The 20,915-nt window shown below is 58.8% G+C and carries 21 protein-coding genes and 1 pseudogene; 8 read left to right on the forward strand and 14 right to left on the reverse strand.

Annotated features, from left to right (window positions below):
• From F8N36_RS16115 to F8N36_RS16140, 6 genes and pseudogenes are all read right to left on the reverse strand, one after another.
• Positions 1-547 (reverse strand): annotated as a pseudogene (locus F8N36_RS16115) (IS5 family transposase); the annotation flags it as partial.
• 279 nt (positions 548-826) lie between these two features.
• On the reverse strand, positions 827-1,120 hold the full coding sequence (locus F8N36_RS16120; RefSeq protein ID WP_291334100.1) for a hypothetical protein: 294 nt from the start codon (positions 1,118-1,120) through the stop codon (positions 827-829).
• 196 nt (positions 1,121-1,316) lie between these two features.
• The gene (locus F8N36_RS16125; RefSeq protein WP_291334102.1) at positions 1,317-1,943 is read right to left on the reverse strand and encodes a hypothetical protein; all 627 of its coding nucleotides are present in this window, start codon (positions 1,941-1,943) and stop codon (positions 1,317-1,319) included.
• The gene (locus F8N36_RS16130) at positions 1,940-3,682 is read right to left on the reverse strand and encodes an EAL domain-containing protein (RefSeq protein WP_291334104.1); all 1,743 of its coding nucleotides are present in this window, start codon (positions 3,680-3,682) and stop codon (positions 1,940-1,942) included. Before F8N36_RS16130 ends, F8N36_RS16125 begins: the two co-directional genes overlap by 4 nt.
• Entirely contained in the window at positions 3,669-4,985 is a 1,317-nt protein-coding gene (locus F8N36_RS16135; protein WP_291334106.1) for a DUF1173 family protein, read from the reverse strand. The genes F8N36_RS16130 and F8N36_RS16135 overlap by 14 nt, the downstream gene beginning before the upstream one ends.
• A gap of 88 nt (positions 4,986-5,073) precedes the next feature.
• A complete protein-coding gene (locus F8N36_RS16140; RefSeq protein WP_291334109.1) occupies positions 5,074-5,475 on the reverse strand; it encodes a hypothetical protein in 402 nt (133 codons plus the stop codon).
• 209 nt (positions 5,476-5,684) lie between these two features.
• Here F8N36_RS16140 and traL point away from each other — a divergent pair, with 209 nt between their 5' ends.
• Genes traL through F8N36_RS16170 form a run of 6 tightly spaced genes read left to right on the forward strand, consistent with a single transcriptional unit; the run spans position 5,685 to position 10,234 of the window.
• Complete coding sequence (traL, locus tag F8N36_RS16145) at positions 5,685-5,987, forward strand: type IV conjugative transfer system protein TraL (RefSeq protein WP_291334111.1); 303 nt, start codon at positions 5,685-5,687, stop codon at positions 5,985-5,987.
• Positions 5,984-6,628 (forward strand): TraE/TraK family type IV conjugative transfer system protein, encoded by a 645-nt coding sequence (locus tag F8N36_RS16150; RefSeq protein ID WP_291334113.1) that lies wholly within the window; start codon positions 5,984-5,986, stop codon positions 6,626-6,628. Before traL ends, F8N36_RS16150 begins: the two co-directional genes overlap by 4 nt.
• On the forward strand, positions 6,625-7,572 hold the full coding sequence (locus F8N36_RS16155) for a type-F conjugative transfer system secretin TraK (protein ID WP_291334115.1): 948 nt from the start codon (positions 6,625-6,627) through the stop codon (positions 7,570-7,572). The genes F8N36_RS16150 and F8N36_RS16155 overlap by 4 nt, the downstream gene beginning before the upstream one ends.
• A 4-nt stretch (positions 7,573-7,576) precedes the next feature.
• A complete protein-coding gene (locus tag F8N36_RS16160) occupies positions 7,577-8,104 on the forward strand; it encodes a hypothetical protein (protein WP_291334117.1) in 528 nt (175 codons plus the stop codon).
• Positions 8,101-9,591, forward strand: a complete 1,491-nt coding sequence (locus tag F8N36_RS16165) for a TrbI/VirB10 family protein (protein WP_291334119.1) — start codon at positions 8,101-8,103, stop codon at positions 9,589-9,591. Before F8N36_RS16160 ends, F8N36_RS16165 begins: the two co-directional genes overlap by 4 nt.
• Positions 9,581-10,234, forward strand: coding sequence for a TraV family lipoprotein (locus tag F8N36_RS16170; RefSeq protein WP_291334121.1), 654 nt, complete (start codon positions 9,581-9,583; stop codon positions 10,232-10,234). Before F8N36_RS16165 ends, F8N36_RS16170 begins: the two co-directional genes overlap by 11 nt.
• 464 nt (positions 10,235-10,698) lie before the next feature.
• Here the strand turns inward: F8N36_RS16170 and F8N36_RS16175 are convergent, their stop codons facing one another.
• Entirely contained in the window at positions 10,699-10,914 is a 216-nt protein-coding gene (locus F8N36_RS16175) for a hypothetical protein (RefSeq protein ID WP_291334123.1), read from the reverse strand.
• 28 nt (positions 10,915-10,942) lie between these two features.
• Here F8N36_RS16175 and F8N36_RS16180 point away from each other — a divergent pair, with 28 nt between their 5' ends.
• Complete coding sequence (locus F8N36_RS16180; RefSeq protein ID WP_291334124.1) at positions 10,943-13,240, forward strand: hypothetical protein; 2,298 nt, start codon at positions 10,943-10,945, stop codon at positions 13,238-13,240.
• Between the two features lie 179 nt (positions 13,241-13,419).
• On the opposite strand, the gene F8N36_RS16185 is transcribed toward F8N36_RS16180, so the two are convergent.
• Positions 13,420-14,730: a hypothetical protein gene (locus F8N36_RS16185; RefSeq protein ID WP_291334125.1), complete on the reverse strand. Its 1,311-nt coding sequence runs from the start codon at positions 14,728-14,730 to the stop codon at positions 13,420-13,422.
• Between F8N36_RS16185 and F8N36_RS16190 the strand changes: the two genes are divergently transcribed.
• Positions 14,720-14,998 carry a hypothetical protein gene (locus tag F8N36_RS16190; protein ID WP_291334126.1) on the forward strand — a complete coding sequence of 93 codons (279 nt, stop codon included), beginning with the start codon at positions 14,720-14,722 and terminating at the stop codon, positions 14,996-14,998. The two genes, F8N36_RS16185 and F8N36_RS16190, sit on opposite strands and share 11 nt — an antisense overlap.
• 11 nt (positions 14,999-15,009) lie before the next feature.
• Here the strand turns inward: F8N36_RS16190 and F8N36_RS16195 are convergent, their stop codons facing one another.
• The 6 genes from F8N36_RS16195 to F8N36_RS16220 all read right to left on the reverse strand — a co-directional run bounded on the left by F8N36_RS16195 (position 15,010) and on the right by F8N36_RS16220 (position 20,723).
• Positions 15,010-15,750: a DUF1566 domain-containing protein gene (locus tag F8N36_RS16195; RefSeq protein ID WP_291334127.1), complete on the reverse strand. Its 741-nt coding sequence runs from the start codon at positions 15,748-15,750 to the stop codon at positions 15,010-15,012.
• A 261-nt stretch (positions 15,751-16,011) separates the two neighbouring features.
• A complete protein-coding gene (locus tag F8N36_RS16200; RefSeq protein WP_291334129.1) occupies positions 16,012-16,695 on the reverse strand; it encodes a DUF1566 domain-containing protein in 684 nt (227 codons plus the stop codon).
• Positions 16,696-16,878: 183 nt separating this feature from the next.
• Positions 16,879-18,102 carry a site-specific integrase gene (locus F8N36_RS16205; RefSeq protein ID WP_291334131.1) on the reverse strand — a complete coding sequence of 408 codons (1,224 nt, stop codon included), beginning with the start codon at positions 18,100-18,102 and terminating at the stop codon, positions 16,879-16,881.
• 39 nt (positions 18,103-18,141) lie between these two features.
• The gene (locus tag F8N36_RS16210) at positions 18,142-18,495 is read right to left on the reverse strand and encodes a helix-turn-helix transcriptional regulator (protein ID WP_291334134.1); all 354 of its coding nucleotides are present in this window, start codon (positions 18,493-18,495) and stop codon (positions 18,142-18,144) included.
• 544 nt (positions 18,496-19,039) lie between these two features.
• The gene (locus F8N36_RS16215) at positions 19,040-20,077 is read right to left on the reverse strand and encodes a hypothetical protein (RefSeq protein ID WP_291334136.1); all 1,038 of its coding nucleotides are present in this window, start codon (positions 20,075-20,077) and stop codon (positions 19,040-19,042) included.
• On the reverse strand, positions 19,974-20,723 hold the full coding sequence (locus F8N36_RS16220) for a hypothetical protein (RefSeq protein WP_291334137.1): 750 nt from the start codon (positions 20,721-20,723) through the stop codon (positions 19,974-19,976). Before F8N36_RS16220 ends, F8N36_RS16215 begins: the two co-directional genes overlap by 104 nt.
• Between the last annotated feature and the right edge of the window lie 192 nt (positions 20,724-20,915).

The raw sequence follows: 20,915 nt of genomic DNA on the forward strand, positions 1-20,915 counted from the left end.
TCAAGACGATGAAATACTGCCCGACCTTCCCGAAAAGGTTCGGCTCGATCCAGGAGGGCGTCAAAGGAAATGCCGGTGATCAAAGGTTCGACACCGATACTGTCGTGACGCTGGCCCGGCAGAAGAATGAAGCGGGCGAGATTGCCGAGAGCATCGACCAAAGCCACGATCTTGGTGGTCAGGCCGCCCCGCGATCGGCCTATGGCCTGATTTTGAGTCCCCCTTTTGCACCGGTTCCATGCTGGTGGACCCGGACGATGGTGCCGTCGATGAGGGCATATTCGAAGTCCGGGTCTCCGGACAAGGTCTCGAAAATCCGTTCGAAGACGCCTTTCAGGGCCCATCGGCGAAAGCGGACGAAGATGGAATTCCAATTTCCCAACGTCTCCGGAAGATCGCGCCACGGCGATCCGGTGCGGGCAATCCAGAGAATGGCTTCAAGAAATGAGCGGTTGTCACGGCCTGTTCTGCCGGGGTCAGTCGCTTTGCCCGGAAGAAGGTCTTTGATCCGTTCCCACTGTTCATCAGTCAATCGGTACCGCGGCATTCAAGGCTCCACACAAGATGAATCCTTGAATCAGAAACCGAGTCTGGGAGCAACTAATTTTGCGAAAGGCACAAAAATGCCTGATCTTCTGAAGACCCCGTTCTATTACTTCGTCATGGCCGGGCTCGACCCGGCCATCCACGGACCGCGGGGCCGCAAGACGTGGATACCCGGCTCAAGGCCGGGTATGACGACTTATTGAATGTCAACAGGCCTTAGGCAGTTACCGGCCCCAAGGCCCCCAATCTCAGTTGGATTGGTTGCCGCCCTAGGAAGCCCTCAAGGCCAGCCGACGGCGCGCTGGTGCGGCGCTGCGGACGTGGTGTCGTTGTCGGCTTCGCTTTCCGGAATGAAGGCGGCCGGATGGATGAGCATCGGTTTATCGGCCGTGCCGGAATCGACGCTTTCCACCTCAAGCAATCCTTCGTTCGGCGCTTCCGTACAGACCTTGAGTATCCTGATCCGAATGCTGCCACGCCGACGGAAGAATCCCTCGGCACCAGGCGCGCGAACGCCGTCGTGAGCAACAGGTTGCACACCTGCGATGCTGGTAAGGTTAGGTTGGAGCTGCATCATCCCCTCCAAGAACTCTCTCTTGGCAGCTTACCTGGAGCAGGTCGAGCCACAAATTCATGACCGACTTCCGCGGTCCCAAACCGCCTGCCGATCGCGCCGGCCTCGCCCGAGTCGACCTCCGCGCCGTTGTGGCATCCGCAATGTCATATCGCGGGCATCCGCTCCCAACACAAGAGCATCTGCCCCCGGCTGATCAAAAGCTAAACCAGCGTATCAGCAGCCATCCGAAATGTCCTGCCGGCTGATGAAAGTTCTCGTCCACAGAGCGTAACGCTTGGAAAAGCAGCGTTTCAAAGAACCGCAGATCATAGCCGAACAACCAACATAAAGCGAAAAACCCGGCGTAACAGGCTGCAGACGGCCCGCCCATGCGCCAGTCCTGCCGTGATGGCCAGCAGCTGTGCCAGCAACTGACGATAACCCAGGTTGCGAATATCGCCGGCAGCCAGGAATGGGTGAGGCATAGCGGCTTGGCCCAGCCGTCGAGTAGTTTGGTGCCGATAGGAAGCAGCAACAGGGGGGCAAGCGCCGTCGGCGCGCCGTTCCAGAGGTTGACCCGCTCGAACTCCACTGAGCCGAGGAACCAACCGTTTTCGGTCTTATGCGGGATGATCGAAAATCTCTCCGGTCGCGCCAGAGTGACAAAACCAACCATCAGATGGCACAGCTCATGCGCGGCAGTCCCTGGCAGCCTGACGACGGTGGGGCGCCAGAAAGCGTAACGCAGGAACCAGAAGACGCTGTACCAGGCCGCCAGCAGGACAAACAGGCTCGCCGGCCGGGGAATGAGCACCCAGCGGAGCAAGGGGGCAAGAATCATTCCCCGCCACCACCGGCAACGAGATAGGGGCGAAAGGTGCGTGTCGTCTGAGGGGGCAAGACTTCCTCGATCTGGCCCACGGTCAAAGGACGGCTGTAGTGATAACCTTGGACTATGTCGCAGCCTTCAGTCCTCAGAAACTGGGCCTGCTGCAGGGTCTCGACGCCCTCCGCGACGACTTTGAGATTCAAGCTCTTCGCCATGGTGATGATCGTTTTGATCAAGACGCAGGAACTGTCTTTTCCTGGCAGATCGCGAACAAAGGACCGATCGATTTTCAGGGTGTGGAAGGGATAGCGGCGCAAATATGTCAGCGACGAGTAGCCGGTCCCAAAGTCGTCGAGCGACAATCGAACACCCAACTCGACTAATTTCTCCAGCGCCGCAGCGACATCGGGAGAATCGTCCATCACCGAACTCTCGGTGATTTCGATTTCCAAGCGCTGGGCCGGCAACCCGCTCTCGCGGAGCGCGTATTTGACATCATCGACGATATTGCCCTGTTGGAAGTGCAGGGGAGATGCATTCACGGCGATACGGCCGATCTGACGGCCTTCGTTGAGCCAAGCCATTGCTTGGCGGCACGCTGTGCGCAGCGCCCACGCTTCGATTGGGACGATCAGCGAATTTTCCTCGGCCAAGCGAATGAAGCGGTCGGGAGGAACCTGGCCGAGTGCTTCATTGTGCCAGCGCAGCAGAGCCTCACAGCCAACCATCTCTCCAGTCGAGGTGCTGATGAGCGGCTGGTATTGCAAAGAGAATTCATTGCGCGACAAGGCCGTCCGCAATTGGGTGAAGAGTTCCCATCGAACGGCCGTCCGGCGTTGCATTTCGGGCGTGAAAAAGGTAATCGCGCTTTTGCTCTTCCGACCGTACGACATGGCGATGCTGCAATTCTGAAAGAGTTGGTCGCTAGTCGTACCATCCATCGGCGCCGAGGTGACGCTGAGGCGAACCGAGATCGACATATCCCTGTCTTGCACCTCGAATGGTGCGCTCATGACCTTCAGGATTTGCTCGGCCGCGGCGGTGGTAGCGCTTTCCAGGTTGTCGCGGGCGATTACAAGCAGAAAATCTTGATTGCTGATCCGAGAAATTGCAGCGGGAGCACATTCGGCTGCGTAGAGACGACGGGCGGCTTCGATCAGGATCGAATCGGCCGCGATGTGCCCGAGAGAGTCGCTGATCTCCTGCAGTCCTTCCAAGCGAACCTGGATAAGCGACACAACCTTGTTGACGCCATCGCACAAAAGTTCCTTTTCCAGCAAATCGTTGGCAGGCCCCCAGTTTGGAAGATGGGTGAGATAATCGAACAGTAGATGGGTCGAGCCATGACCGGAAACAGAATTGACGAGTAGCAGATAATGGGTCGGCATCTGGGCGTTTTCTATTGGCCAGATCGTCACAGTCAACCAGTAGGGCGCACCATCCCGGCGGCGATTGTAGATGGCGCCACGCCACATCTCTTCGCGGCGGAGGGTGTCGACAATATTGGCAATTGCAGCCTTCGAGCGATAGCTGGGATGCCAAAGGCGAACAGCCGATACTCCGGGTGGCTGCGGCAAGGGATCGGTGATGACCGCGAACGCCTCGCTGAAATGTGTGATGCGGCCGGCATCATCGACAATCAGGATCGGTTCCTTGCAATCCTCGACGGCTCGACCCCAGTCATCGGCCTGCTCGATGCGTTGCTTAAGTAAAGGAAGCGTTAGCGAACGCTCGGATTTATCGACTCGCATTGGCGGCCACTCGTTGAAATGACTTGCTGGGAAAGGGGGGAACAGCATCGACCTGATTGGGATCAACATTCCATTCCCAATAGTTCTCGGCGCCATAGGTGCGCAGATAAAGGGCACGCTTCAGGTCGCGGTGCTTTCGGTATTCGTCATCGCTGTTCCGCCCATAGACTTCCATCGGCAGGTAGCGCGTATTGGTGTCGAGCAAGACAAAGTCCGGCAAGACGGCGTCTTCAGCCGCGTCATAGCGCAAGGGCTTTTCGAACCAACGGTTTTGGTCGATCAGCTTGCGGGTGACGATTTTCTCGTAGGAACTCGCAAACGGGATGAATTCCGCAGTGGTAAAAAGAAAACCAGCTGCGCTGACATCGCCGATCATCGAGCCGTCATGACGCTTACGGACCTCAGCAGCGATAATCGCGATGGTGCGGTCGGCTTCACCGGCGATTTTTCGATGCAAGCCAAGGGCTGGGAAACGTTCGATGCAGCGTCCCCAGAATTGCGTTGTGCTGTAAAAAGTCAGTTTGTGCTGATCGGCGCGGGAGAGAGTGATGCGCGTCGATTTGCCGCCGACCGACGTGTTCACTAATTCGCCGATGAAAAGGAGGATTTCCGCCCGCTTGTCGCCGGACGTCGCCCAATGAACCTTTTCCTGCAATTCAGTGCCGACTCTCTGGTGCAGGTTCGGGCCAGACATTGCCGGCAGGACGATCAAGCGCTGAGACATCCTCACGCTACGCTGAACAATGTCCACGGCGGCTTCGTCGAGCCGGTGCTTGGCCACGGCCCAATTTCGCTTTCCAACCATTCTCGGGTGCCAACGCTGCAGATCCGCAGCCGACCATAGGTAATGGAGCAGGCCCAGGATGCTCATCTGAGTGCGCCTGGTCGACGATGGACCGCGAGGTGCAGGCGTGACCGGCGCCGGTTCGCGCTGGCCAAGTTCTCGACCCAGTGCAAAATCAAAGCGGATCCGCTTGGTGCCGTCTGAGGCTTCGGTGATCACATCGTCGGCATAGGCGACCTGGCCGGTGGTCTCGATCGCCGGCGCATAGAAATGGCAATCCGTGCTGTGGACATGCCCGGAGTTCGGGTACCGCGCCAGATAGAAGACGCCAGCCCGCTGGAAAATATAAAGCGGAGCTTCCTGTTCGACGCATTTGCAAAAGCAGGCGATCTTGAAGCCCTTGGCCTTCTGAAGAGCTTCCTGCCAGGCGGCCGGTTGTTCTGCTCGGCGCTCGGGCGACCATCCGGTGCCGTCGGGCAACGTAACCCAATATTCGCGCCTGGACTCCCTCTCGCTCATCGCCGCTCTCCCCGGAAATAGGTTTCGCGCTGGCCGCGGATAGCGGTCAGATCAATACGGAGGGGGCGAGGGCGCACGAACGGTTGCGTCATCCGCCATCACCATGGAGTTCGGCCCTGACGCGGTTCGCCAGCCGATCCGGCAAACGAGCCCAATCAAGGATGTCTTCGAGCAAGTCACGCAGGCGCTGGACCATCTCGTCGAGGTGAGGGTCTGCTTTTACGGTGACCGGAAGAGAAGGAATATCGGCTGGAGCGGGCGCTTGCTTGCCGGCGGCGGCGGCGAGAGCGGCAGACAACCGATTAACAGCCTCGCCAGCTGTCGGTGTGCCAACTTGCGCCAAGACGCCTTGCGCAAAGAGCGCCGCTGCCTGAAGGTCGTGAGCCGCCGCCATAACGTTCGCGATGGCCATGAGATCGGCGTCGCTCACCAGGGTCTCGGTGACCTGCAAGATCGCCAATATCTCGTGGTTCCGAAAGATATAGGCCAAGCCGCGCCCTATCTGGGCGGCCTCAAATTGCGGTGGCTCAGAGCTGCTCACTCGAAATCCCCAATGTAGGCGCATTGGGACATTTGACCGCGTTGTCAACAACGAAAACAGGGCCAATTACTTACAAAACCGGGTATGAATTGGCCGTATTAAGGAGAGGAGGGGGGTCGATATGATGCCGTTGTCCTTGATTTAATCGAGCGGCAGGCATGAGCAAAGAACCCGTTTACATCCCTCGGCACATTGATGCGCCGTTCCAATTTCTTTTCTGGCAGTTCGATGAAATTCTGCCGGTGATCGTCGCCGCGATGTTCGGTGTTCTGCTGCACCAGCAACTTATTTGCTTCGCGATCGGCCTGGTCATCATGAACCGCTGGACGAAGTATCGGGACAATCATCCGGACGGCTACGCGCTGCACGCGCTTTACTGGACCGGGATCGTTCCACTGAGCCTGGTCGGGAAAAAGTCGCACCTGATCCCGGAAGCGCTGGACCGGGAGTTCCTTCCATGAATTTGTTTGGGTTCAAGAAGACGCTGAACAACGCGGTCTCCAGCGACAGGCGCAAAACGTTTCTCCTCGCTGCGATGGTCGCCTCAAACCTGATGCTCGTGCTCTACACGATTTTCAAGAGTGAGATCGTCATCCTCCAACCGCCGGAATTGTTTGAGACGGCGAAGATCACGAAGAAGAACGCGACCCAAAACTATTACACCACCTGGGCACTGGCGATCGCCGAACTGGTCGGCAATGCATCACCAAGCAACATTGAGTTCGTCAAGGACCAGATCCAGATGCTCGCAACCTCGGATCTGTATGCCTCGATCTCGGCCGGCATCGACAAAGAAGTTCAGAAAATTAAGGACGACCAGGTTGCCCAGCGGTTTGAAGCCCGCGGCGTGTCCTTTGAGCCGGAAACCGACAAGCTGTTCGTTTACGGTAAGCTCATCGGCATCGGCATCATGGGCAACGAAGCCAGCCACGAGTTCACCTATGAAATAAGGCTCGCGATCAATTTCTATCGCGTGAAGCTGATCGCGATGCGCGGTTACAGCGGCCGTCCGATGACGCTGGACCGTATGCAGGAAAAAGAAGCGACAGAAGAGCGGCTCAAGAAGAACCAGAAGCCGGAAGACAAGGGAAATCAGAAATGACGTGGCGCATTAGAGTCCTCAGCGCAAGCCTGGCGCTTTCGGTTCTTCCATTTATCGCGTCGGCCCAATCGGTCCCGCAGCTGCAGCAGCAGGTGGGCGGTATGCCCGTCGTGCCGACGAGCATGCCGGTGGTGCCTGCGACGACCGTGCCCGGCGCTGTCGTGCAAAACCCGTCGGACCAGATCACTCAGGAGATGCTCCAACCGATCCGGCTAGTGATGAGGCCCGGCGTCGTGCAGATCGTGCCGGTGGCGGTCAGCCACCTCAACCGATTGGTGACCCCGTTCGTCAAACCGAAGCTGCATACCACGGCTGATTTGACTTTGGATGTGAAGGGATCGGTGATTTACGTCTCTTCGAGCACCCAGAGCACGGCATCAGTTTACATCACCGAAGGCGACAACGAGGAACTAGCGCTCGAATTGACTTTGGTCTTCCGTCAGATCCCGCCGAAAGAAGTCACCCTGGCGCTGCCGGAAGACGTGACTGCGCCGGTTCCCAGCAAAATGTCGTCGGTCGGATCGGGTGCTACTGACGGACGTGACGGCGATCCGAATGGTCAAATGCCGTATGTCGCCGACATCCGCCAGGCGATGCGCCTCGCGGCTCTTGGCAAAGTGCCGGATGGATATACTCTTCGAAAACTCAACCGGTTCGATGTGATGCCATACTGCTCGTTGCCGCCCGGCCTGAATGTCGAATGGCAGCACGCCCAAGTCTTGGACGGTGGCGAAACACAGATCCTCGTCGGCGTGCTGAGGAACGGCACCGAAGGTCCGATGGAACCTGCGGAATATTGGTGCGGCACCGCCGAAGTGATGGCCGTCGCGTTCTGGCCCCGCAATTACCTCGAAGCCGGACAGGAAACCGAACTGATGATCATGCGTCATCGGATTCGTCCGGAGATGAACGGCACCGTTCGTCCTTCTCTGATCAGGAACTAAGGCCATGCAGTTTCCGAAATCGTTCAAAGACTTGTCGACCAATGCCAAGTTGGGCCTTTTCGTCGCGGCGGTGGTCGTTCTCGGCGGCACTTATCAGTATCTCGGTCTGAACAATCAGGCGCCGCTGGATCAGCCGGCAAAGCAAACGTCCGGATCGCGTGTCGCTGCTCCGGACCGAAAGGATGGAGCGCAAAACGGCTCGGTCATGGCCGCACTTGCTCGCCTTGACGAAACGACGCGGCGGATCGCGGAAAACCAAGAGAAACTCATGGCCGCCAGCGGGATCGCGGCCGTCGAAATCCCACAACGCAATGCGAAACAGCGTGTCTCCCGCGATACGGTTCCCAACGGAACCATCGAAACCGTGGATCCGCCACCGCGTAACGGGACGATCGACCGTTCGCTTTCCGATTCGGACGACGATCCGGAAAGAGCAGCGAAGATCGCCGACCTTGAAGGTCGTCTTAAGGATGCTCAACAGGCGATGAAGTCGATGACGGATGCTCTCAAAGAGCTGAAGGCGAAACCATGAAGCTGCCCAAGTTTTATACCGACCTTCCGCCAAGAACCCGGAAATTCATCCTTATTGGCGTCTCGGTCGCCGCCCTGTTCGGGACAAACCAGTTGCTGCAGCAAGCGGCGCCGACAGCTCGGCAGAAGAAGAACACGGTCGACACGGTCTTCACCGACAACGACACCCGCGCGTTGTCGCTGGGCGCCATGATGGCCGAAATCAAGAAGCTCCAGGCATCGGTGAAGGACCTCAACACCGCCAATGACAAGATGCGCGGTGAGTTGAAGGAGCAAGGCTTTCAAAGCCAGGTCGAGCGCGACAAGCGTATCAATGAACTGGGAGGGCGCATCGACAGTCTGGAAAACGGCATCAAGAACTTTGACCATAAAACCGTCCAGACCGTTGCCGGCGCCTCGGGTACAGCACCAGCAGGTGCGACACCACCGCAAGCGACGAAGGCGGGCCTCGGTTCCTCGGAAGAGCCTCATCCCAAGGCGTCCAGCTTCGAGGTGTCCCCGGATGAAGCCTTCCTCGGAGTGGCAACGCCGGGAAAGCCGGCAGCCGCCACGGGGATAGCCGACATGCGGACCAATCCGGTCAGCCCGGGCGAAGTCCAGGTCGCGACTATCAAGACTGTGGCAGAGAATAAGAGTGCCACCAGTGCGGTAAAATCGACCAAAGCCCTGGTAAAGCGACCGATCTCGATGGGCATCTCCTCGGCAACATTGGTCACCGGCATGGCCGTGCCGACCGGTCAAGGCGGCCGGCAAGATCCGTTCCCAGCTTTGCTGCGCATCAAAAAAGAAACTTTGCTGCCGAACATGTACCGCGCAGATCTGCGCGAATGTTTCGCTTTGATGTCCGCCTATGGAGATCTAAGCAGTGAGCGCGCGATCCTGCGTGGCGAGAAAATCAGCTGCATCGACAAGCAGGGGCGGATGCTCGAGGGGCGCTTGCAGGGGTATGCCACCGGCGAGGATGGTCAGGTCGGTGTCGCGGGCCATCTCGTCTCGAAGCAGGGGCAGTTGATCGGCAAAGCAATCTTGGCGGGCGTCGCCCAGGGCATAGGCGGCGCCTTCAACTTCCAACAAACGCCGACATTAGCGCTGAGTACCGGTGGTTCGACCACCAATCCCGCGTACACTCGGGCATTTTCCGCCGAGTCCCTGCAAGCAGGTGCAGCCGGCGGTGTCGGCAATGCCATGCAGATGCTGGCTCAATGGTATATCGCCCAGGCGAACGCGATTTTCCCGGTCATTGAGATATCGCCTGGGCGTTCCATCGACATCATCATGACCAGTCCGACAGTGTTGACCGAGGTCGACGGCAGCAAAGCCAGCGGCCCAACTCTCTCGGGTTCCGAGAATGGCTTTTTCAACGGCGGTACTGGCATCAGCACCCGACAAAATGCCAACATGGGCATGAATAATATGTTGGGTATGAACCGCGGGATGATCGGCGCGAACAATAACCAGATGATGGGGTACCAGTACAATGGTCAATAAAATCTCTATCGGTATTTTTGCCGTTTTACTGGCTGCGTCGGTCTCTGGCTGCTCCTCGCTGGTCCCCGGTGATGATGACTTCAGTTGTCCAGGCGGCGCCAATATCATCCGCTGCAAATCTGCCAGGCAGATCTATGACATGACAACTGGTCGAGATGATCTCTCGGCATTGGATGGCACAACAGAACGTCCTGACGGCGACCCGGACAAGGGCATCGTCATGATGCCGATGAATGCCGAGCCACGACCGGTCGTTCCGACGCCCGTTACAGCGGACTATGGGCGAGTGCCGGTTCGCACACCAGCCAAGATTATGCGCATCTGGGTTGGTCCTTGGGAAACCGAGGACGGCGACCTTGCGGTGGGTGGTCTTCTCTATGTCGAGATCGAGCCGAAGCGCTGGCAGATCGGCCAGGCGGCTGGGGAAGGAAATACCAAGAGCTTCACGCCATTGTCCGGAAACTCGTTCAATACCAAACCTGATGCAACACCGAGTGCCGATGGACCGGGCACGACGCCTGCGCCCAGGCCAGGCACATTGAACGCGAAACCCCCGGTCAATTCGGGCGGAACGAAACCGGTTCTCGCCGCGCCTATGGTGCAGGCTGTCACGTCACCTTCGCTCACCGCCACCCAGCAATAAGAGGCAGTGTTTTAGGCTGCGCGCTCCTCCCCCGCGACTGCCATTTGAGGCCGACCCTGGTGCAAATGCCAGTGTCGGCCTTTTTGTTTGCGCCGAGCTAACGACCGGTTTTCAAGCACGGATTTCAGCGAACAAGGGGGAAATAACTATAACGAAACGTGAGAAATGCGACCTGCCGGTCGGATACCGAAGCTGCTAAAAAAATCCCAAAGAGTTGTACTGCGGGCGATGGCGCTTGCCTGAAGCGAAGGTGGAGGGGTTTTAATGAAAATGAGCCGGCTCAAGAATATTGCGGCCCTCATTGCGTGCGGAGTGGTCGGGCTCGCTTCATCTTTGCCATCGCTGGCACAGACGCAAGTAGGATTAAGCCAATCCGGCACAGTTAGTATCCCCGCCATCACGACGTCTCTGCGCGCATCGGACGGCAGTTTGCCGGTGACATCTGCAGCGCTTCCGTCAAGTATTCAGTCTGCCGGTCCGCTTCCTTGGTTCGCCAGTTCCAGCACCACTTCCACCACCACAGTGCTGGTCAACGGCGTTGCAGTCGCTCCTGGTGCCTCGTATGTGCCGATCGGCACGATAAGCCTGACGAATGGCGCCTTGGCCGTTCCCGTTTCGGCTGCGACAGCGGGGCAAGGGGGCAAGGTCACCCTTTCGTTCACCACCCCAAATCTGGCCATTGCGTCAGCCTCCGGGGCTGCGACGTCGATGAACGTCACCGGTCCCGGGGCGCCGGCCGTCGGCAGCGCGGTGACCTTCACGGTAAGCAATACGACTGGCGGCACCTCTCAGCCTGTCAACTTCTCGCTCTCCAATACGACCAACTTCCAGATCTCCGGTGGCACTTGCGTCAATAACACCACGACGCTGTCCGCCAACAAGAGCTGCACGATCCTCGTCCAGCCGCTGGCCAGCGTGCCAGGCTCCTATAGCGGCACTCTGAATGTCGTTGCGAACAATAATCCCTCGGTCGCGCTTTCCGGTACCGGCAGCAATTTTGCTCCGAATCTTGTGATCGCCGCGACCTCTGGGTCTGCCACAGCGATGAATGTCGTGGGTTCGTCCCCAGGCGGCACGCTGACTTCCGGCTCGGACACCACCTTCACGGTGACCAATACCGGTGGCTCGACATCGGCCGTATTGAATTTTGCTCTCAGCAATATTCAGAACTTCGCCTATGACGGTGGCACCTGCGCAAATGGGTCGACTACCCTGGCAATGGGTGCGAGCTGCACGATTCTGGTCAAGCCCAGTGCCAGTGTTGACGGGAACTATTCCGGCAAGCTGACGGTCACGGCGAACAACAATCCGAGCATTTCTTTGGTTGGCACAGCATCGATGTTGGCGCCGGTGCAGTTGTCGGTCACAGCTTCCTTGGGGTCATCGACCGCGATGAACGTGACCGGACCTGGTTCTCCGGCGAGCGGAAGCGATGTGACCTTCACCATCACCAACTCGCCGCTGTCGGATTACAGCTCGGCGCCGCTGGTGCTGTCCGTGTCGAATCCGACGAATTTTGCAATTGACGCGGGAGGCACGTGCGCCAGCGGCACAACCAGTCTTGCGCCTGGTGGAAGCTGCACCGTTTTGGTGAAGCCACAGGCCAGCACCAACGGCAGCTATTCTGGAAATCTGGTTGTCACCGCGAACAACAATCCGACAGCGGCAATGGCAGGAACGGGCAGTGGCTTCGCGCCTAATCTCGTTTTGGCCGTTACCTCGGGTTCGGCGAGCGCAATGAATGTCGTTGGCCCTGGATCGCCAGCCAGCGGGACCGATATCACCGTGACCGTGACCAACAGCGGCGGAACCACGTCCGCGGCTCTGGCTTATGCGTTGTCGAACACCACGAATTTCTCTCTCGATACCGGTGGGACCTGCGTGAATGGCAATACGACGCTAGCGATCAACGCAAGCTGCACCATTCGCATTAAGCCTTTGGCTACGGCGGACGGCCCGATTTCCGGCAATCTGAACGTCACGGTGAACAACACTCCGACCCTGGCTTTGTCAGGCACGGCGTCCATGTTCAATCCGGCAGCCCTGACACTGGCTGCGACGTCGGGCAGCCCGACGGCGATGAATGTCGTTGGTACGAGCCCAAGTGTCTCGACAACCGGCTCGCCCGTCACCTTCACGCTGACGAATACCGGTGATCAGACCTCGGCCGCGCTCGCGATGGCAATGGCCAACGGAACGAACTTCACGATCACTGGCGGCACCTGCGCGGCGGGCCAAACAGTGGCCGGGGGGGCGAACTGCACCATCATCGTGGCTCCGAAGGCGTCGGCTGACGGATCCATCAGCGACACCTTGAAGGTCACCGCAAACAACAATCCGACCGCGGCGGTGTCGGGTACCGCCAGCATGTTGAATCCCGCGACGCTCACCATCGCTGCAACCAATGGTAATCCATCAGCGATGAACGTGACTGGTCCCGGAAACCCGGCTTACGGCAGCGACGTGACCTTCACGATCACAAACACCGGGGATTACACATCCGCGGCGATTGGGCTCACTCTGTCGAACATGACAAACTTCGCATTTAACAGCGGTGGGACGTGCGTTTCCGGCTCGTCTTCGCTGTCTAAAGCGGCTTCCTGCACGACCATCGTGACTCCGAAGGCGTCACGTGGTGGATCTTACTCAGCCGTCTTGGCAGCTGTCGCCACCAACACGGCTTCACTCACACTCTCCGGGTCGGCCAGCGCATTTTGTACGGCGTCCGCAAGTACAACCACAGGAGCATGTTCGGCGACCTGTGGCGGTGGCACTCAAACTGTCAGCGTATTTGATAGTTGTGGCAATATTCAGTCGCAGTCCGTGCAGTCGTGCAATACGCAAGGTTGTTATACATGGAAAGATCAAGGCTCCGGAACGACATTTACAAGTGACGTTACATACAATACACCCGGAGCGGCATGCACAACGCATAATCAGGTCTCTTGGTCCTGCAATTATGTATCGCCTAGCAACTATTACTGTGAACTGTACAAATGCGAATAGAATTTTTCTAAGGTTAGAACCTGCCTCGTTCCCTTTCCTTGATTACCAGATTCTGGAAGGTGCTTGATCTAGCAGCTGCAAGGCATGAGGGGCATCCAGAACGATTTGCCACTCGATAGGCGACAGTGCCCAATGGTGACGGCGACGCTGAACACTGGGCACTATCTCGGGCGTCTGACCTACTCTACAGGACCGAGGATGCTACCGTAGGCCAGCCAAGAAATATTTTTGTTTCCTATCACAGCAATACCTGCTTCGCCGCCCCCATTCATACCGCGCTCCCCGGCTTGCCCGAGGTTACCTCCTGCCCCACCCATTGAGTCGTCGTATGGATTTTGCGCGCTCGAGCCACCCGCGGTTAACGTCCCTACGTTACCGGCCACATTTGGCACCTGTTGCCATGGAGACGCGATTCCGGCCGCGCCAGGAACAAATCCCGCGCCGCCCGATCCTGCCACCCACGACGCTCCACCGCTGTTGTCACCGCCACCGCCACCGCCACCGGCGATTACTCCGGCATTCGACACGTACACAGGGATTTGTACGTACAATGCATTCCCACCTTTTTCACCTGACCCGCTGCTAGCCAAACTGGTACTGGAACCGGCGCCTCCGGCCCCAACGATATAGCCGTTGTTGACCAGGGCCAGAGACGATCCTGGTGGGAAGGCGCCCTGGACGGTCAGAGCGTAGGCCGAAGTGGAGGTGGAGCCGACGACTACGCCACCATTGACCGTCACCGTGCCAACAACCGGCGTGCTGCCGTTCCAGCCGGCATTGAGCAGCAGGGTGCGGAAGTCAAGATTGTAGCTGTTCGACGCCACCAGCGCGTTGATCGTGACCGTCCAGCCCACCGCGGTGCCGGCCAGGGAGATCAACGGGGCATTGTTGGCCACAACATTCAATGTGCCGCTGTAGCTGGTATTGGCTGATGCCTCCGGACGCACAACCGCGGTACAGCTAGCTCCAGGAGCCAACGTGGTCGATGTCGTACAGGTACCGCCGTTGAACTGGAAGTTTGTAGTGTTGGACAGCGCGATACCGAGCGCCGCCGAGGTGTAGTCGGCTGCCGCAGCATTAGTGATGGTGAAGGTAACGTTCGAGCCGTAGGCCGGGCTGCCCGGACCAGTCACATTCATCGCCGACGGCGTGCCGGCGGTAGCCGCGATCGACAGGCTGACCGGGTTGAGCTTGGTCGCCGTGCCGGACAAGGCGGCCGACAGGCTGTTGTTGCTCGTGACGGTGAGATTGCCGGAATAGGTGGCATCGGCCGAGGCCAGCGGGCGGACCTTGATAGTGCAACTGGCGCCGGCGGCAAGCGATGTCGAGCCAGAGACGCAGGTACCACCGCTGTCGAAGTCAAAGTTGCTTGCGTTCGACAGGGCGAAGGTCATCGCCGCCGCAGTCGCGCCGCCTGTGTTGGTCACCGTGAAGACGACGTCCGCCCCATAGGTCAGGCTGTGGCCCGGTGCGCTTCCGATGACGTTCATCGCCGACGGCGTGCCGCTGGTGGCTACCAACGTAAGGTTCGGCGTAAAGCCGCTAGCGGTGCCTGAAAGTGAGATCGTCGGGTTGTTGTACGCGGCCGCGGTCAGCGTCCCTGACAGCGCGCCGTTGGTCGACGCCTGCGGCTTGACTTGTACCGTGCAACTCGCCCCGCTAGGCAACGCCGTTGCCCCCGAAACGCAGGTGCCTCCTGCATCTGCGATGAAATTTGTTGGGTTTGAAAGAATAAGGCCAACCGCAGAAGATGTGTAAGCCGGCGCGACTCACGGATGGCGCGCGCAACGAACCTGTATCGCATTGGCATAGCTACCGTATGTTTGTTCCCCGTCGCTGAACCGTTCCAGCCATGCGTTGCCGTTGGTGCCACGGGCCGTCGACGACCAGTACCAACCCGCCGGATAGGATCCGCTCTGATTAAACGTCGATTTCAAGTTGCTGCTGGCTGCGGTTCCCATCTGGGTTGCCTGCCAAACGGTATTCAACTCGTTCAGCGCTGGCAGATACCAGTCGGCGTGTCCATTGCTTGTGAGCGCGGCGCACGTTTGTGCCGCCTCATAGGGCGCACCGGCATCCGAGGCCGCGGCAAGCAGGCTCGTATTGGTTTTACCATCAGTCGTACTGCTCGGATTGGTGCTTGTTGCAGGATTTGCAACACCGGAGTCGTACGGAATATTGGCCCCAGCGTCGGAAGGGGCGACACACAGATTTGCGCCATTGACAGTGGTGCCTACGTAAATCGTACCGTCCGACAGGATAGTCGGGATCGCCGTGCCAGAAGCCACGGCCGCACAGGGATCAAAACCTGACGCCGTACCGGTCAATGTGATGGAAGCGGTGTTGTTCGCGACGGCCGACAGCGTGCCAGCCAGGCTGCCGGCCGCGTTCGCATCAGACTTCACAAGAACGGTGCACGTCGCGCCTTTTGCGAGCGTTGTCGATCCGCTGCTGCAGGTCCCGCCGCTGTCGAACGCGAAGTTCGTCGTGTTCGTCAGCGACAGGCTCAACACAGAAGATGTGTAAGCCGGGGGACTCCCCCACAATCCGGTGGTCCCCGCCCTTTCAAGCGCCCGGAAAGCATTACTTGTCAGGCGCCCGGCGACCGGGCTTTAAGGCGGCGCCTAAGCCGGTAGGTTGGTCCCGTCAGCCTTTGGGCAAGCGACCTAAAAAGCCCCGTAGCCAGCTACCGACCGTGTTGGTCTCTTCGGCGACAGGAGGTGGATGCTGCAGCCGAAGTGAAGAGCATCAGCCGACCCCGACTCCAACCGTTATCTTCGGGCGCAGCGGACAGACAGATAGTTGTTTTCGCTGAAAAAAGCGTTGTCACCAATGGTAAATCGTTGGCTCATCGCAAGATCCTGACCACTGTACTCCGTTGATGACCAGTAGTTGCCAGCTGGCCAGGTCCCACTTTGATTAAATGTCGCCCTCAGTGCATTACTTGACGTCGTGCCGAGCTGCGTCGCTTGCCAGATCGTATTGAGTTCATTCTGGGCGGGTAGATACCAATCTGCATGGCCACTGCTGTTCAGGTTCTTGCACAGCAATGCAGCTTGGAAGGACCCGGAGGTGCCATTAGCCACAATGAGCAAATTCGTGTTTGACCGACCGTCCGTAGTGCTATTCGCGCCAGTATTACTCCAGGTACCACCATTCCAACTCACGCCGCCGCTGTTATCGTTGGCGGGGATATAGAGATTCGTGCCGTTGCTCTGGCCGACATAGATCGTACCGTCGGTGCAGGTCGTCGGAATTGTCGGGCTACCCGAGCACGGATCGAAACCTGTCGCCGTGCCTGCCAGGTTGATCGAGGCCGATTTGTTGGCCGTCGTGGTCAGGGTGCTGGTGATGGAACCGGAGGCCGACGCCGAAGCTTTCACCAGTGTCGTGCAGCTCCCGTCCTTGGCCAGGGTTGTGGTGCCGGAAACGCACGTTCCGCCGCTGTCGAGCACGAAGTTCGCGGTGTTCGACAGCGACAGCGCAATCGCAGAAGATGTGTAAACCGCGGCGAAGATTCGGGGGCATGCTCAGGTAAACAAAGCAACTACTCTGACGAGTGGTTTGGGCACAAAAATCGCGGCGGCGGCCGAAAATATCCCCGGGTTGTCCCCACAAGTGCCGTTATGGATGACCGCTTAAGCCCGCTTTCTCGAGCGACTAACGTCTTTCTTTTGGCCGCGGATATGGAAGGCGGTATCAAGGGTTTCAGCCGCAAGCTTTCGGTCGGCGTCGCTCGTATGGCTGTATCGCAGCGCCATAGTAGCAGCTTCCCAGCCGAGGATATCCATTAAGCCGCGCAGGGGCAGCGTTTTGGCTAAGCGCGTGGCGGCCATGTGGCGCAGGCTGTGAAATGAAAAGCGATCAAGCGGCTCCCGGCCATCGTTCAAATTCATCTCGTTTATCAAGCAGCGGAATGCCGCCGGTGCGGTGGTGTATTGGACGCTGCGTCGGTTGACGAAGACGAAATCCTGGGGGCGGCCGACCGGCAGGGCTGCCAACATCGTGATCGCCTGGTTCCCCAGAGGGACGGTACGGCTTCTGCCGTTTTTGGTTTTCGGAAAAGTGGCTTTGGCATTGGCAAGGTCGAGATGCGCCCAGGTGAGATTGAAGGCTTCTCCGGCACGACAGCCAGTGCTGGCGGCAAACAGCGTCACGCGCCAGGCTCGAATATCGCGGGCCTTCAGTTTTTCTAGAAGGAGCTGCAATTCGGCATCCGTGATGACGCGTTGGCGACGGTTGTCCTTCGGTGCGGTGCAGCCGATGACGCGCGGGGCAGGGGGACCTTCCGCGACAACGCGACGGTTCAAAGCATGTTTGAAAATCCGTCGAAGCGTTCCGGTGATGTATTCCCGAGAGCGTTGGGACAGTGGTGCTTCGTTGAGCTTCTTGACCAGATCATCCCAGTCCTGCATGACAAAGTTCTTGATTGGCTTGTCGCCGACCAAAGGTTCGAGCCAGACCCGCCAGATGCTTTTCTCTCTCGGAAATCCCTTGGGTTTCGTTGCGGTGGCCCATGGTTCGTAATGCTCACGAAAATATGCGGCTATCGTATCTACCGGAGGCGGGTTTTCTGCGGCCTTCCTCGCCTCTTCTTTGGCATTCTCGGCAGCGACGATCCGCTTTTCGCGGAGAGTAAATGGACCACTTCCTATCTTCGATGCCTGGCGCAACTCATGCAGTTGATCGCGGACTTTTTCCAAGGTCCATCCCTCGGAACTCCAGCCAAGTGCCTCTTCGATGCGCTTTCCATGAACGATCAGGCGGATGGTGTAATACCGATCCGGTCTAATTCCGCGCTTGCGGACGTTGTGCTCGCGGTAGCGGATGCCGCGATCTGCAGTTTTCCATTTGGTCGTCATGGCAGAGGAGTGTCGGAACTTTAGAAGGGGGATCGAGGATCAATCCCTCGCATCGGCCAGTTGAGCCAGAATGCTGACTTGTTCGACGGCGATACGAAGGTTGCGGAGACTAAGACCTTTCACAATGGTGTTGAGGCGAGCCTCAAGAACAATGCGTTCCGGTTCTGGGTTGTTTGAGGAAGAAGCAAACCAATCGGATAGAACATCTAGGGGAATGGAAAAAGTTTCAGAAATGCGGATAAGAGTGTCACACCCTGGAAAGGTTATTCCGCGCTCCATTTTCGAAATGGTGTCGACAGAACGATCAAGAATTTCGGCAAGTTGCTCCTGAGTGAAGCCATGTTCTTTGCGAATGGCGCGAATACGGAGCCCAAAGGTATGTTTGTCACTCATAGGCCGTAGTTTTCCCCGTGCCGCAGCGCATGACCACCGCCCGCGATCCGGAAAATCGGTCCGTCACACAGAATGCTCTCTTGTTTTGTGAAATTTTTCGCCGGAAAAGCTGTCCCCAGTTTGTCCCCGCATGCGCAAAAAATCGTGAGATGAAAAGCTCAAAATTTCGGCGAGTGAAGGCGGAAAATGTGCAGGAATCCGCGAGTTCTGGGGAATAATGGGGATCTGGCGGATTTTATCGAAGAGACGAGAGAATGTCGGCTGGGGCGCTTTCCCACGGGCACAACTTGAACAGACACCTTGGCCAGGAATTTGGCATTCGAAACATTTGGCAGGTGGTTCGGCCGAAATGCCGAGATACAACTGACAGTAGGCCGCGGAATATGGTGCGGCTTTGCCCCGAGGCGCGATTGGTGGCACCACCCTGCATTTTCGCTTGCTGGGCTACGAGGTCGTCGATGTCAACCGGCGGCCAGGCGGCCCATGCTGTCCGAGTTCTCGGTCTGAGATATGGTTCTCAACATCTTCTGGCACCCAACCGCTCCTACGACGTTGCGCATGTTTGCTCATCTTTGAGCAAAGTTGCGCCCCGACGCCCGCCGAGCAGTTCTGCGGACGGTTCGCGAGACGGGATTCCACCGTCATGCGCCCGTGACGGCGTAGCCACGTCCGCAAGGAACGCGGCATCGCCGGCCAGCGATCGCTCATCGGCCGAAGTGAGGGCCGGTGAGGATCCCGCCTTTCGGCGGGTCGGACGCAGCCCTCTGAGGGCCGCTTTCCATGAGCCTTGGACCTTCGCCCAGTCCTCCCGCACATGCCTGGCGCCGTTCCTTGCAGGACGGCGAAGGGTGACACGGGTGACGTTCCGGCGCGCCGCCATGGGGATGTCCCCGGCAGGCACCGTCAGCGAGGCCGCAAGGCGCTCGGAATGATGCATGCCGCGCCGGCCGATGACGACGGCGGCGGCATGATGAACGGAAAGGCCATAGCGGTCCATGAAACGGCAACGGCCTTGCAGAGAGGTGTATGCAGGGTCCACGGCGATCGCCGCCACACCATCGCGGGCGGCACGCCGCTCCAGCATTGATCGGAACGCCGAACAGACGAACACCGACAGCATCCGGGCCATGGCCGGGGAACTTTCCTCGCGCAGGCGGGCCTTCTTTGCCTCGAAGTCTATGTCCTCGATGACGATCGGCACGCCATGCCGCTTGACGATGCGGACCAGACGAGCCACGGCGTCGCCGATCGCCGCCAGCGCCTGATCATGCCGGCGGTGCTGCGTCGGCATCGGGATGGTGAAACGGCCCTTCGGATTGCAGCAAGCATCGAGGCGAACCGCGGCGAGGAAGCCGGCATTCATGTCGACGGCCAGGCAGCCGCGCGAGAAGTCGGCCTCGGTGTCGGCCAGTCGGCGGAAGACGCTGACGAAAACCCGCCAGCCTTTGTCATCGCGCACGAAGCGCCACGAAATGGCCTCACCGCCGCCTTTGGCATGGGCGGCGATGGCCGCCGTCACCACCTCGTGGCCATAGGCGAAGCGGATGGATCCGATGGCCAGATATTTGCCCTCGGCGGACAAGGGCGTCCGGCAAGCGCAGCCGCAAGCTGATGGCGCCGTCGGCGCCGATTGTCGCGGTGCAGGTCTGATTGCGGCCTGTCTCGTCCTTGGAGCCCAGGCAGAAGAACTGGCTCGAGCGCCTCTCACGCCAAGCCCGTTGCCATTCGGCATGATCGGCAAAGCCGTTGGCGGCAAGATGATGCTGGGCGTTGAACAGTTTGGCCGAGCCGAAGCACAGCGACGGCATCATCCGCTGGCGGTCTGCCCGTACCGTCTGCTTGCGGGCCTGGAGGATACCGAGGCGGCGCTTCTTCTGATGCACCTTGGCCAAGACCTTGCGCCGCTTGTCCGGGGCGCTGGGTAGCCGGGCCTCGATCCGCTCGATGGTCCGCCGCGTCACCTTGATCCTGGCGTCGAGGTTCTTGAGGCGCAGTTTGGCGATCTCCCGCAGACTGGCTGCCTTGCCCTTCATCAACACCGCGATGGCGTTGAACTGCCGCGCCGTGATGCCGAAACGGCGGATGAACTCGCTCTTGCAGTCGCCCGCTTTCCGCCCCTTGGCCATCTCCGCCCACAGGCAGCGTTCGGCCCACGACAGCAGGTTCGCCACAGCGTCCAGTACCGGTGGGGCGGAAATGCGGGCCTGGTAGGTCACGGGTTGAAGCATCGGGGACTCAACGGCTGCTATTGGTGTTCATTTTGATACGCCATGCGCAGCTTTGCGCAATTCGCGAGGAGACTGTAAAGCCATGGCCGCATCCCAGACCGGACCGATAGCTGCGACGGCACAGAGGTGCCTGCGACATTCACCTGGATCGAAATGCGGTTATGAGCGACTCAACAGCCCAGAAAACTGCGA

The sequence above is a fragment of the Desulfovibrio sp. genome (assembly GCF_009712225.1).
Taxonomy (GTDB): Bacteria; Desulfobacterota; Desulfovibrionia; order Desulfovibrionales; family Desulfovibrionaceae; genus Desulfovibrio.

What these genes read in the sequence shown, in the direction of transcription:
- F8N36_RS16210 (WP_291334134.1), bottom strand. Translation starts at nt 18,495, where the DNA reads ATGAGTGACAAACATACCTTTGGGCTCCGTATTCGCGCCATTCGCAAA.
- F8N36_RS16170 (WP_291334121.1), top strand. Translation starts at nt 9,581, where the DNA reads ATGGTCAATAAAATCTCTATCGGTATTTTTGCCGTTTTACTGGCTGCG.
- F8N36_RS16220 (WP_291334137.1), bottom strand. Translation starts at nt 20,723, where the DNA reads ATGCTTCAACCCGTGACCTACCAGGCCCGCATTTCCGCCCCACCGGTA.
- F8N36_RS16150 (WP_291334113.1), top strand. Translation starts at nt 5,984, where the DNA reads ATGAATTTGTTTGGGTTCAAGAAGACGCTGAACAACGCGGTCTCCAGC.
- F8N36_RS16135 (WP_291334106.1), bottom strand. Translation starts at nt 4,985, where the DNA reads ATGAGCGAGAGGGAGTCCAGGCGCGAATATTGGGTTACGTTGCCCGAC.
- F8N36_RS16120 (WP_291334100.1), bottom strand. Translation starts at nt 1,120, where the DNA reads ATGCAGCTCCAACCTAACCTTACCAGCATCGCAGGTGTGCAACCTGTT.
- F8N36_RS16180 (WP_291334124.1), top strand. Translation starts at nt 10,943, where the DNA reads ATGAACGTCACCGGTCCCGGGGCGCCGGCCGTCGGCAGCGCGGTGACC.
- F8N36_RS16165 (WP_291334119.1), top strand. Translation starts at nt 8,101, where the DNA reads ATGAAGCTGCCCAAGTTTTATACCGACCTTCCGCCAAGAACCCGGAAA.
- F8N36_RS16185 (WP_291334125.1), bottom strand. Translation starts at nt 14,730, where the DNA reads ATGAACGTCATCGGAAGCGCACCGGGCCACAGCCTGACCTATGGGGCG.
- F8N36_RS16130 (WP_291334104.1), bottom strand. Translation starts at nt 3,682, where the DNA reads ATGCGAGTCGATAAATCCGAGCGTTCGCTAACGCTTCCTTTACTTAAG.
- F8N36_RS16175 (WP_291334123.1), bottom strand. Translation starts at nt 10,914, where the DNA reads ATGGCCAGATTTGGGGTGGTGAACGAAAGGGTGACCTTGCCCCCTTGC.
- F8N36_RS16160 (WP_291334117.1), top strand. Translation starts at nt 7,577, where the DNA reads ATGCAGTTTCCGAAATCGTTCAAAGACTTGTCGACCAATGCCAAGTTG.
- traL (WP_291334111.1), top strand. Translation starts at nt 5,685, where the DNA reads ATGAGCAAAGAACCCGTTTACATCCCTCGGCACATTGATGCGCCGTTC.
- F8N36_RS16205 (WP_291334131.1), bottom strand. Translation starts at nt 18,102, where the DNA reads ATGACGACCAAATGGAAAACTGCAGATCGCGGCATCCGCTACCGCGAG.
- F8N36_RS16155 (WP_291334115.1), top strand. Translation starts at nt 6,625, where the DNA reads ATGACGTGGCGCATTAGAGTCCTCAGCGCAAGCCTGGCGCTTTCGGTT.
- F8N36_RS16125 (WP_291334102.1), bottom strand. Translation starts at nt 1,943, where the DNA reads ATGATTCTTGCCCCCTTGCTCCGCTGGGTGCTCATTCCCCGGCCGGCG.
- F8N36_RS16190 (WP_291334126.1), top strand. Translation starts at nt 14,720, where the DNA reads ATGACGTTCATCGCCGACGGCGTGCCGCTGGTGGCTACCAACGTAAGG.